Raw genomic sequence first — 11,628 nt, forward strand, 5'->3', positions numbered from 1 at the left:
GCATTCAGCAACCGCCAGCGGCGCCCCGCCCTCGTTGTGTCGGTATATAGACCCCACCAACCAAAACTGTCAACACGCCTTTTCCAAAAAAACGCACAAAACAAAACTTTCTCAAATCAACCAAGCAACCCCTGGGGATAACTCAACCGACACCACACCAAGAAGCCAATGAAAACGGGCAGTGCAACCGCACCGCCCGCCAAAAACCGATCTGTCATGAAAATAGAGAAAGCGTCCGTCAGGCCAGCGTATAGGCCGTCTTCACGGTCGTATAGAATTCGGCAGCGTATTTGCCCTGCTCGCGCGGGCCATAGCTCGAGCCCTTGCGTCCGCCGAACGGCACGTGGAAATCCACGCCTGCCGTGGGCAGGTTGACCATGACCATGCCGGCTTCGGCATTGCGCTTGAAATGCGTGGCATGTTTCAGGCTCGTCGTCGCAATGCCCGAGGACAGGCCGAACGGCGTATCGTTCGCGGTATGCAGCGCTTCCTCATAATCCTTGACCCGGATCACGCTGGCGACCGGACCAAAAATTTCCTCGCGGGAAATCCGCATCTGGTTGGTCGCTTCGGTGAACAGTGCCGGCTGCAGGTAGAAACCGGGATTGTCGCGGGTCAGCCGCTCGCCGCCGAAGGCCAGCCTGGCGCCCTCGGTCTTGCCGATGGCGATATAGTCCTCGTCCTGCTTCAGCTGGCTCTGATCGACCACCGGCCCGATATGGGTTCCGGCTTTCAGGGCGTCATCGACAACGACACTCTTCAGGCGTTCGGTTGCCGCCGCAACGAACCGGTCGTGGATGCCCTCGGTGACAATGATGCGCGAGGACGCGGTGCAGCGCTGGCCGGTGGAGAAGAAGGCGCTGTTGACGGCGGCTTCCACGGCGACAGTCAGATCCGCATCATCAAGCACGACAAACGGGTTCTTGCCGCCCATCTCCAGCTGGAACTTGCGCATATGTTCGATGGAGGCGGCAGCAACGCGCTTGCCCGTCCCCACGGAACCGGTGAAGGTGATGGCATTGACATCGGCACTGTCCAGAATGGTCTGGCCGACAACCGAACCCTTGCCCATGACGAGGTTGAGCACGCCCTTGGGCAGGCCGGCGCGGTGCAATATATCGACGATGGCCCAGGAACAGCCGGGAACCAGATCCGCAGGCTTGAAAACCACCGTATTGCCATAGGCCAATGCCGGCGCAATCTTCCAGGCGGGGATGGCGATGGGGAAATTCCACGGCGTGATGATGCCGACGACACCCACGGCTTCCCGGGTGACTTCCACGCCGATGTTCGGGCGGGCACTGGGGAGAACCTCGCCGGCCAGGCGCAGGACTTCCCCGGCGAAGAAATCAAAAATCTGGGCGGCGCGCACTGTCTCGCCGATGCCTTCGGCCAGGGTCTTGCCTTCCTCGCGTGACAACAGCCGGCCAATCTCGTCCTTGCGGGCGGTGATCTCATCGGCGGTCTTGCGCAGGATGGCGTGACGCTCAAGAATGCCGGAGCGCGACCAGGCCGGGAACGCCGCCTTTGCTGCGGCTATGGCGTTCAGCGTGTCTTCGGCCGTCGCCCGCGCATATTCACCGACGACGTCATTGGTGTTGGAGGGGTTGATGTTGGCGATCGCATCGCCACCGATCCACGCGCCGTCGATCAGGTTCTGGTGCATTGTCATGATATGTTCTGTCCTTCCTGATGACGGCACAAGGGCCGTCACGCTGCAGCCGTCGACCGGCCTTCTCCCGAAACGCTTATGCCGAACAATCCCCCGGCGATAGGCCCGAAAGCATCAACGCTCGGTCAAAGGGGAAGCGGCGCCGGACCTTAACATAGGGAAAAGCGGTTTCAATGGACATTTGGCGCATTCCCGGCACGAATGTCAGGCAAAGGCGAGCTGCACCTTCATCGAACGGCTGCGATCGCCCGCGGCCTCAAAGGCCTGTACCGCCTCGTCAAGGCTGAAGATGCCGGTGAGCAGCGGCTTCACATCGACAATTTTCCGGCCGATCAGATCAACCGCCAGGCCGAACTCCTCGTGGAAGCGGAAGGAGCCGCGCAGATCGATTTCCTTGGAGACGATCAGGTTCTGCGGAATGGCAATGTCCCCACCAAGGCCGAGCTGCATGAGAATGCCGCGCGGGCGCAGGACGTCGAGCCCGGCGCGCAGCGCCCGTTCATTGCCCGATGCCTCGAACATCACATCGAACGAGCCCTTGTTAGCGGAATAGGCTGCCAGTTGTTCCGGATGCTCGGCGACATTGATGGTCCGGTCCGCCCCGATCTCCCGGGCCTTGACCAGCACCGCATCCATGACATCGGTCGCGACAATCTCCCGGGCGTCATGCGCCCGCGCCGCCAGAATGGTCAGCGCCCCGATGGGGCCGCAGCCGGTAATAAGGACGCGCTTACCAAGCAATGAACCGGCACGCTTGACCGCATGCAGCGTCACCGCAAAGGGTTCGGCAAAGGCCGCCTCGTTGATCGAAACGCCATCCGCCACCCGGTGGCATTGCCAGGCCTCGGCGATCAGCCGCTGGCGGAATGCGCCCTGGATATGCGGCATGGGCATGGCGCTGCCGTAAAAACGCATGTTGAGACAATGATTCTGCAGCCCTTGCAGGCAATAACCGCAATGGTTGCAGGGACGGCTAGGCGATACCGCCACCCGGTCACCGACGGCAAGACCACTGACCCCCGCCCCCAATGCCCTGATGGTTCCGGCAATCTCGTGGCCGAGGATCATCGGTTCGCGCAGCCGGATCGTGCCGAAACCGCCATGATTATAATAGTGCAGGTCCGAGCCGCATATGCCGCCGGCCTCAACGGCAATATCCACTTGCCCGGCTTCGGGAATGCCGGGATCGCGTTCCTCTATGCGCAAGTCCTTTGCCGCGTGGATGACAACAGCCTTCATACGTTCCTCCCCTTGCGCTTCAAGCCGCCAGCCGCAATGGCTGGGATCAATTTCAGCGCGATAACACCGGAATACTTGCATATGTTATCGATAACATTTATGTCAAGCGGAGAAGGAAGCGATGACATCCTGCAATCGGAATTCCGCAGAACCGGAGGAAACAAAGAATGGCCTATCCATTGTTCAGCCTGGAGGGTAAACGCGCCCTCGTTACGGGATCAAGCCAGGGAATCGGCTTTGCCCTGGCCAAGGGATTGGCTGAACACGGCGCGGAAATCATCATCAATGGCCGCGATGCGGCAAAGGTCGATGCCGCCGTTGCCGAACTCAGGGCGGCGGGGCATAAAGCCCATGCGGCCGCGTTCGACGTGACCAGCCTGGAAAGCGTAAAAGCCGGCGTCGACACGATCGAGACAAATATTGGCGCGATCGATATTCTGTTCAACAATGCCGGAATGCAGTTCCGCACGCCGCTTGAGGACTTTCCCGAAGACAAGTGGCAGCTGCTGCTGCAGACCAATATTTCCAGTGTCTTTTATGCCGGACAGAGCGTGGCAAAGCACATGATCAAGCGTGGACGCGGAAAAATCATCAATATCGCCTCCGTGCAAAGCGAACTGGCGCGGCCTTCCATCGCGCCGTACACCGCAACCAAGGGCGCCGTCCGCAACCTGACACGCGGCATGTGCACGGACTGGGCCAAATACGGCCTGCAGGTCAACGCCATCGCACCCGGCTATTTCAAGACGCCGCTCAATCAGGCGCTGATCGACAATCCGGAATTCTCCGGCTGGCTGGAAAAGCGCACCCCGGCGGGACGATGGGGCAATGTCGAGGAACTGGTCGGTGCTGCGGTGTTTCTGGCCAGCGATGCATCGTCCTTCGTCAACGGCCAGGTCATCCATGTCGATGGCGGCATCACGGCTTCCCTATGATCAGGCTGATCGTCATGGGCGTGAGCGGCTCCGGCAAATCTTCAGTTGGAGAGGGCATCGCGGCGGCACTGTCCCTGCCGTTCATCGAAGGCGACGGGCTGCATCCAGAAAGCAATGTGAAGAAAATGTCGGCGGGTATCCCGCTGACCGACGAGGATCGCTGGCCTTGGCTCGACAAGATCGGCGCGGAACTCGCCAAGGCGGAAAAAGGCGTGGTCGTGTCCTGCTCCGCATTGAAGAAGATGTACCGCGACCGGCTGCGCCGGGAAGCGGGCGGGACCCTCGCCTTTGTCTTTCTCGACGGCAGCCTGGCCGTCTTGCGCGATCACATGGGCAAGCGCACCGGGCATTTCATGCCGCTGTCGATGCTCGACAGCCAATTGGCGACGCTGGAATCGCCAATGGGTGAACCACTCGTGTTCACGCAGGATGTCGCGCATCCGATCATGCAGATCGTCGAGGCCAGTGTGGCATGGCTGAGAGCGCAGGAACTGTGATTCTAGCTGGAAAACCCATCGAGAAGCCGCATCATCTCGGCTGAATCGCGCGCCCCTAGACCGGCTGCACACAGCAGCCGGTGAATTTCAACGACCTGACCGGTCATCGGCAACGGCGTCTTCGTCTTCAACGCAAAGGCCTGCAGCGAATCGAGATCCTTGAGCATGTTGTCGATGCGCCCGGTCGGCGTGTAGTCGCGCGCGGCAAACTTCGCCATGAATTCCTGCATGATCCGGTTGTCGGCCCGCCCGCCCGCCAGGGCCTGCGGTATCAGCGCCGGATCAACGCCGCCCGCTTCCGCCAGCTTCACCGCCTCGGCAACCGCCTGGAACGCCACGGCGCAAAACAGCTGGTTGATCAGTTTCGTCGTCTGCCCCGCCCCGCTCGGCCCCATCAGCGTATAATTGGCGCACAGATGCTGCATGACGATTCGGCCGCGCTCGAAATCGGCGGCATCGCCGCCAGCCATCACGGTCAATCGCCCGGCAAGCGCGCCGGGAACACCGCCGGACAACGGGCAATCCAGCCATTTCATTCCCGTTGATTCCGCCAGCATTGCCGCCATGTCAGCAGTTTCCTTTGGATCAATCGACGACATGTCGATCAGCAGCCTGCCCGCGCCGGCGGCCGCAGCCACGCCATCCGCGCCGAACACAACCGTACGGACAATATCGGCATGGTTGAGGCTCAGAATGACGAACCGGCTTTGCGCCGTGGCCGCGGCAACCGAAAGTGCCGCCACGGCGCCTTTGGCCACAAGTGCCGCCACCTTCTGCGCGTCGACGTCAAACACCGTGACCCGATGGCCGGTCTCGATGAGCCGTGTGGCAATCGCGGCGCCCATGAGCCCCGCGCCAATAACAGCAATCGTGGATGCATCGGCCATGGCGGCTCTTCCCCCGTCTATCGCGATATCTGTCAAACAACCGCCGCCGGCAGCGGCTTGCCGGCAAATTGCGCTTCCAGATTGGCAAGCACAAGATCGGCCATTGCCCGGCGTGTCTCGTGGGTGGCACTGGCCACATGCGGCGAAAGCACGACATTCTTCATGGCGAACAGCGCCTCCGGCACACGCGGCTCGTCCGCGAACACATCGAGCCCGGCTCCCGCAATGGTACCATGCTGCAAGGCTGCAACGAGAGCGGTTTCATCGACAAGCGAACCGCGGGCGATATTGATCAGGCTGCCTTTGGGCCCAAGAGCTTTCAGCACATCGGCATTGACCACATGTTTTGTCTCGGCCGAAGCGGCCGCCGCAATGATCAGCACATCGCAATTGGCTGCAAGCTCCGCGAGCGTCGGGTAAAATGCATAGGGAACATCGAGCTTGCGGCGCCCCGAATAGGAAATCTGCCCGTCAAAGGCGACAAGGCGTTTGGCGATGGCCTGGCCGATGCGGCCAAGTCCGAAAATGCCGTAGCGCCGGCCGGTCACGCGGTGCCCGAGGCCGAGCTCGCCCTTTGGCCAGTTGCCTGCACGAACATGATTGTCGGCCAGAACAAGCTGCCTCGCCAGATTGATGATCAACCCAAGCGCAAGGTCGGCCACGTCGGCGGTCAGAACATCCGGTGTGTTGGCGACACGATAGCCGCGCTGGCGCGCCGCGTTCAGGTCGATCTTGTCGTAACCGACACCATTGATCGAAACGATCTCCAGCTTGGGCAATTGCGCCGCAAGCTCGGTCGGAATGCCGATATGCCCGCCCGTCACCACGCCGCGGATTCGATCCGCATGGGATTTCAGGAAGCCCGGCTGGTCCGTCATCTCAAACCAACGATGCACGGTATAGTGCCTGGCAAGATCCGCTTCGAGTGCGGGCATCAGCGGGCATAGCTGCAGAATATCGATCGGCATGATCATGGGATTCCCTAATGGATGGATTTACTTGACATCGGCTTTGACGAACTGGCGCAGCTCCGGCGTCTTGGGATCGCTGAAGAGCTGTTTCGATGGCCCTTCCTCCCAGATCCTGCCCTGGTGCATGAAAATGGTTCTGGTCGCGACCCGGCGGGCAAAAGCCATCTCATGGGTCACCAGGATCATCGTCATGCCGTCCCGTGCCAGCTGTTCCATGACGTTGAGCACTTCCTCGGTCAGTTCCGGATCGAGCGCAGACGTCACCTCGTCGAACAGCATCACTTTCGGCTGCATGGCGAGGGAGCGGGCAATGGCGACGCGCTGCTGCTGGCCGCCGGACAGCTCATCCGGATAGGCATCGAATTTTTCCGAAAGACCAACCAGCTTCAGCACCTTTTCCGCGGTTTCGCGGCTCTGTGCCCTGGCGACATTCTTGACGATCTTCGGCGCCAGCATGATGTTGTCGCCGACACTCAGATGCGGGAAAAGATTGTAGCTCTGGAAGACGATGCCGACATCCCGGCGCAGTTCCCGCAGTTGCCTGGGATCGCTGCTCACCGTGTGGCCGGCAATCTCGATGCGACCGGAATTGATCTTTTCCAGACCGTTGATGCAACGCAAAAGCGTGCTCTTGCCGGAACCCGACCGGCCGATCAGCGCGATCACCTCGCCGCGCTCGACGGTCAGCGAGACACCTTTGAGCACCTCGACCGAGCCGAAGCTTTTATGAACATTTTCAACGATGACTTCTGGCATGGAGTCTCCTTTCCAGCCAACGCGACAGCTGGGACAGCGGATAACAGACGACGAAGTACAGCGCCGCGACCGCAAGAAACACGCGGAAGGGCTGGAACGTCGCATTGTTGATGAGTTGGCCCGCACGGGCGAGTTCGACAAAACCGATGATCGAGGTAATCGACGTGTTCTTGACCACCTGCACGGCAAAGCCGACGGTTGACGGCAATGAGATGCGCAGCGCCTGCGGCAGGATCACATAGCGATATTGCTGCACGCGCGTCATGGCGAGCGATTCGGACGCCTCCCACTGCGGCTTGGGTACGGACTGGATGCAGCCGCGCCAGATCTCGGCGAGATAGCCCGACGCGTAGATCGTCATCGAAGCGCCCGCTGCCACGAGAGGCGGCAGCTGCAGTCCGGCGAGGCTCAGCCCGTAATAGGACAGGAACAGGATCATCAGCACCGGGATGCCCTGGATGATCTGGATATAGGTCGCGGCCGCGATCCGCAGCCATTTGTGCGTGGAGGTGCGGGCAAGCGCGATGACGAAGCCGACAATACCGCCGCCGCTGAGCGCGATGATGGTCAGGACAACCGTCCACAGCAGCGCCGAGACAAGAAAGCCGAATTCGCTGAAACCGAAGGTCCGGAGAATCATGCCTGCACCTCCGGAAGAGCGACCGCGGTTCGCCGTGCCACGCGGCGGCCGAACAACCACAGTCCGATAACGGCCAGCACACCGCGCAGGGCGAGCGCCAGCGCAAGATAGATGAGCGTGACGACGATATAGACTTCGAAGGAACGGAAACTCTGCGATTCGATGAAGGCGGCCGATGCCGCAAGTTCCTTCGTCGAAATCGCCGAGCACACCGACGATGCCAGCATCATCAGGACAAACTGGCTGCACAGCGCCGGATAGACCTTGGCTATGGCCGGCATGATGATGACATGGCGGTAAATCTGCAGCCGCGTGAAGCCCAGTGCCTCGCCCGCCTCGATCTGCGATTTGTGAATGGATTCGATGCCGGCGCGGATGATCTCGGTGGAATAGGCGGCGAGATTGATCGTCATGCCGATCAGGGCAGCCGTCACCGCGCTGACCCGGAAACCGAGCCCCGGCAGGCCGAAATAGACAATGAAGAGCTGCACGAGAAACGGCGTGTTGCGGATGATCTCGACATAGGCATCGACGAGAATGCGGCCGATGCCCGGTTTCATCGAGCGTATCGACGCAAGGACAATGCCGGCGGCACAACCAAGGATGATCGACGCCACGGAAAGCTTGATCGTCATCCAGATGCCGGCCAGAATTTCATTCTGGTATTGGGCGATGACGCCAAACTGGAAGGTGTAGGACATCTCCGGTCTCCATTGGAAAATGGCACCGGGCAGACCTTGCCCGGTGAACCGATTGAGCGGCAGATCAGAAGGATGGCAGCTGCGGCATGGGCTGTCCGGTCCACTTGACCGAAATGGCATCAAGCTCGCCGGAGTTCTTCATCAGATAAATCGCCGTGTTGAGCCACTGGCGCATCTCGAAATCCTGCAGCGCCGTTGCCATGGAGTTGCCCTGGCGGAAGAAGGTGAAACCAACCTGCAGACCGGCATCGGGCAGCTGCTTCAACACGGCGTCGGCCACCGTCGATGGCAGCGCGACGGCATCGACCTGTCCGGCGATCAGCGCCTGGGCCGTGGTCGAATCATCCTCGTAGACCACGAGCTCGAGCCCCGGCACGGCGACTTTGCGCAGGGCGGCTTCCTGTGACGAACCGCGATTGACCGCGACGCGCTTGCCGCCGAGTTCAGAGAGGGCCGCAAATTTCTGGTCCTTGCCGGAAACGATCACCATGTTGAAAGCGCTGTAGGGCTGGGTGAACATCACCGTCTTGGCACGCTCGCCCGTTGGCGCAAGCGTCGCAATGAGGAAATCGACCTTGCCGGTCTGCAGCGCCGGGATACGCGATGGCGGCGTCAGCGGCACAAGTTCTGCCTTCACGCCGAGATAACCGGCAATCAGGTTGGCGACATCAACGTCATAGCCGGTCGGGTTGCCCTTCTCGTCGACCATGCCCATCGGCGGCGCGCCGGTGAGCACGCCGATTCGGACGGTGCCGCGCGACGTGATGTCGTTCAGCGTGACCGCATTGGCATCGACTGCCGAAAACAGCCCTGCAGCGGCAAGGCCGACGGCCGCGACCATCACACGCAATGATTTTGAAATACCCATTCTTGTCTCCTCCACTTGTCGTGTTGTCCATGATTCCGGCGATGCCTCCCGAGCATCACCCGCCAGTCTCAGTGTGTATCAATTGTTCTCGATAACATTTCCATTCAGTCTATTGATTCCGCGATACTGCGCTATGATTCTTCGACAGTATTTCGTCCAGAAGCATCAAGCCGCAGCCTATTCAAACCAATCGGCAGCATTCCCTGACGGCTTGTCAATTTTGCTGCTTGTTTTTCCAATCAAGCATGTTATCGGTATCATTACAAGTGGCAAGGCGAAAATGCCACGCTCTCAACGCGCAAGGAGGATCCATGTTCACCCGGTCGGCCATTTTCGAAGGAACGATCCATAAAGGCCAGGAAGACGCCTTCTTTCAGATGGTGGAAGAGCGATTGCTGCCCGTCTGGAAGCGCATGCCGAATGCCCAGGCGGTGCGCGTCATGCGCATGGTTGATTCGGACCCTGATTCGCCTGATATCGCCATGGTCCAGGAGGTTGACTACCCCTCGATGGATGCCGTGAAGGAAGCACTTGCCTCCCCGGTGCGCCTCGAAGGCCGGGCCATCACCGATGAAATGATGCGCATGTTCGATGGCCGTTTCTACCACGTGGTTTACAACAGGATCGCCCCGAAGTAACTGATTCGGAACAGACAGGACCGAACCGTGCCGCCATCTTCGCCCAAAGCCACCATGCACGACGTCTCCCGCCTCGCCGGCGTGTCGAAGATGACCGTCTCGCGGGTGCTGGCGGACCCTGATCTCGTTTCCGAATCAACGCGCAACCGGGTGATGAAGGCCATCGAGCAGCTGAGCTACGTGCCGGACCGGGTGGCGGGCAGCCTTTCCTCCCGGCGCACCAACTTTATCACGGCGATTCTGCCGACCCTGACCAATTCCAATTTCGCCGATACCGCGCAGGGTCTTGCCGAGGCCATGCGGCCGGCCGACTATCAGCTCCTCATTGGTTACACCATGTACCGGCTGGAGGAGGAAGAGCGAATCATCCGCGCCATGCTCGCCCGGCGGCCCGATGCGATTGTGGTCGCGGGAACCACCCACACCAAGGCGGCCAATGAAATGATGCTGCGGGCCGGTATTCCGATCGTCGAAATCTGGGATACGCCGGAACATCCGATCGACCATGCGGTCGGCTTTTCCAATTATGAAGTCGGACGGGCAGCCGCACTGCATCTCCTGGCATTGGGGCACCGGCGAATCGGCGCGCTTGGATCCAGGATGGACAGCGACGCAAAAGATTTGCGCGGCGAATCACGGCTCGCAGGTTTCACATCGGTGCTGCGCGAGGCCGGTCTCAGCGATGAACTGGTGATTCGTGCCGGCCAAGCCCCGGTTTCCTACGATCATGGCGCCCTTACACTCGGCATATTGCTGGAACAGGCCCCGGACGTGGAAGCCGTCTTCGCCGTTTCCGACATTTCCGCCGTCGGCGCACTGATGGAATGTCACCGGCGCGGCATCAAAGTGCCTGGCGATCTCTCGCTGATGGGCTTTGGCGATTTCGATATTGCCCGGCAATGTGTTCCGGCAATCACAACGATTCGCATCGATGCCGAACAGATCGGTCGCAGGACCGGCGAACTGCTGCTGCAGGTTCTCGATCGCAGCGCCGCCCGGGAATATGCACCGGCGGCGGCGGTCAATATCGGGTTCGAGCTGGTGACGCGCGGCACAACGGCACCCGCGGGAAAACCGCGTTAACCGGCTGCGTGAATTGCCAGCCTTTGCTCTAGTTCTGCCAGATCGCGGATAAACCACAGGCTGCGCCCGCGATTCGTCTCATAGACAAAGTCGCGCAATGGCTTGCTTGTGTCCGCCCATGCGGAAATATCGCCGAGAATGGCCAGGCGAATCTGCTAGTTGACGAATTTCTGGATAACTTCCCCGGCGATTCGGGTCTTGAGGTCGAGAAAATCATCGCCAAGCCGTGAAACTGGAATCACGGCGAGCGTTGCGTCCTGCGCCCAAGTCTCGGTGAGGAACGTATTGGCATCTCGCGCAGCGGCAAGTTTGTCACCCTCCGCGGCGAACAGAAGAACGCGCAGACCATGCATCTCGATTACATCGTCGCTCATCTGTCGAAAATTCCTTTGGCTGCAAGCATGCACGATGACATCGCCAGAATGGCGCCGCAGCAAACCGGTACAATGATTATTCGGGTTGAGCGGAATAAACGTTTCAAACTTTTTGGAGTGTTATAAGCCGACGAATTTATTGCTGCACATGGACTTCGTGCGCTGGTATGTTCGCGCCGCCTTAAACGACGGACGCCCCGCTTTTGGCGGGGTTGTGTTTGTGTTTTGGGAGAAGCTGGATTTGTATGTTTGTTGGTTGCGGGGACAGGATTTGAACCTGTGACCTTCAGGTTATGAGCCTGACGAGCTACCGGGCTGCTCCACCCCGCGCCACCATATCCGGCGATTGCCGTTTTGTCTGTCCTCG

General features: G+C 60.1%; 12 protein-coding genes, 1 tRNA gene and 1 pseudogene. 4 read left to right on the forward strand and 10 right to left on the reverse strand.

Going from position 1 to position 11,628, the window contains the following annotated elements; all coding sequences use genetic code 11:
* Positions 1-238: 238 nt before the first annotated feature.
* Together ACP7B1_RS24435 and ACP7B1_RS24440 are read right to left on the reverse strand one after the other, a co-directional pair.
* Positions 239-1,672, reverse strand: a complete 1,434-nt coding sequence (locus tag ACP7B1_RS24435) for an aldehyde dehydrogenase family protein (RefSeq protein ID WP_346304966.1) — start codon at positions 1,670-1,672, stop codon at positions 239-241.
* Positions 1,673-1,876: 204 nt separating this feature from the next.
* Positions 1,877-2,911, reverse strand: a complete 1,035-nt coding sequence (locus tag ACP7B1_RS24440; protein ID WP_346304967.1) for an L-idonate 5-dehydrogenase — start codon at positions 2,909-2,911, stop codon at positions 1,877-1,879.
* A 167-nt stretch (positions 2,912-3,078) separates the two neighbouring features.
* On the opposite strand from ACP7B1_RS24440, the gene ACP7B1_RS24445 reads away from it, so the two are divergent.
* Positions 3,079-3,846: an SDR family oxidoreductase gene (locus ACP7B1_RS24445; protein WP_346304968.1), complete on the forward strand. Its 768-nt coding sequence runs from the start codon at positions 3,079-3,081 to the stop codon at positions 3,844-3,846.
* Positions 3,843-4,343 (forward strand): gluconokinase, encoded by a 501-nt coding sequence (locus ACP7B1_RS24450; RefSeq protein WP_346304969.1) that lies wholly within the window; start codon positions 3,843-3,845, stop codon positions 4,341-4,343. The genes ACP7B1_RS24445 and ACP7B1_RS24450 overlap by 4 nt, the downstream gene beginning before the upstream one ends.
* A 2-nt stretch (positions 4,344-4,345) precedes the next feature.
* Here ACP7B1_RS24450 and ACP7B1_RS24455 read toward each other — a convergent pair whose 3' ends face one another.
* From ACP7B1_RS24455 to ACP7B1_RS24480, 6 genes are all read right to left on the reverse strand, one after another.
* Complete coding sequence (locus ACP7B1_RS24455; RefSeq protein WP_346304970.1) at positions 4,346-5,230, reverse strand: NAD(P)-dependent oxidoreductase; 885 nt, start codon at positions 5,228-5,230, stop codon at positions 4,346-4,348.
* A 32-nt stretch (positions 5,231-5,262) separates the two neighbouring features.
* Entirely contained in the window at positions 5,263-6,198 is a 936-nt protein-coding gene (locus ACP7B1_RS24460) for a 2-hydroxyacid dehydrogenase (protein WP_346304971.1), read from the reverse strand.
* Positions 6,199-6,225: 27 nt separating this feature from the next.
* Positions 6,226-6,957, reverse strand: coding sequence for an amino acid ABC transporter ATP-binding protein (locus tag ACP7B1_RS24465; protein WP_403185129.1), 732 nt, complete (start codon positions 6,955-6,957; stop codon positions 6,226-6,228).
* A complete protein-coding gene (locus ACP7B1_RS24470; RefSeq protein WP_223616117.1) occupies positions 6,938-7,597 on the reverse strand; it encodes an amino acid ABC transporter permease in 660 nt (219 codons plus the stop codon). Before ACP7B1_RS24470 ends, ACP7B1_RS24465 begins: the two co-directional genes overlap by 20 nt.
* A complete protein-coding gene (locus ACP7B1_RS24475) occupies positions 7,594-8,298 on the reverse strand; it encodes an amino acid ABC transporter permease (protein ID WP_346305349.1) in 705 nt (234 codons plus the stop codon). The genes ACP7B1_RS24470 and ACP7B1_RS24475 overlap by 4 nt, the downstream gene beginning before the upstream one ends.
* 64 nt (positions 8,299-8,362) lie before the next feature.
* The gene (locus tag ACP7B1_RS24480) at positions 8,363-9,166 is read right to left on the reverse strand and encodes a transporter substrate-binding domain-containing protein (RefSeq protein WP_223616119.1); all 804 of its coding nucleotides are present in this window, start codon (positions 9,164-9,166) and stop codon (positions 8,363-8,365) included.
* Positions 9,167-9,477: 311 nt separating this feature from the next.
* On the opposite strand from ACP7B1_RS24480, the gene ACP7B1_RS24485 reads away from it, so the two are divergent.
* Positions 9,478-9,804: a hypothetical protein gene (locus tag ACP7B1_RS24485; RefSeq protein ID WP_346305351.1), complete on the forward strand. Its 327-nt coding sequence runs from the start codon at positions 9,478-9,480 to the stop codon at positions 9,802-9,804.
* 54 nt (positions 9,805-9,858) lie between these two features.
* Positions 9,859-10,887: a LacI family DNA-binding transcriptional regulator gene (locus ACP7B1_RS24490; RefSeq protein ID WP_346305352.1), complete on the forward strand. Its 1,029-nt coding sequence runs from the start codon at positions 9,859-9,861 to the stop codon at positions 10,885-10,887.
* On the opposite strand, the pseudogene ACP7B1_RS24495 reads toward ACP7B1_RS24490, so the two are convergent.
* A pseudogene (locus ACP7B1_RS24495) lies at positions 10,884-11,261 on the reverse strand (DUF4180 domain-containing protein). The gene ACP7B1_RS24490 and the pseudogene ACP7B1_RS24495 overlap by 4 nt on opposite strands.
* Before the next feature lie 253 nt (positions 11,262-11,514).
* A tRNA-Met gene (locus ACP7B1_RS24500) sits at positions 11,515-11,591 on the reverse strand.
* Positions 11,592-11,628 lie beyond the last annotated feature (37 nt).

It is taken from the genome of Phyllobacterium sp. SL163, assembly GCF_049896885.1.
GTDB lineage: Bacteria > Pseudomonadota > Alphaproteobacteria > Rhizobiales > Rhizobiaceae > Phyllobacterium > Phyllobacterium calauticae.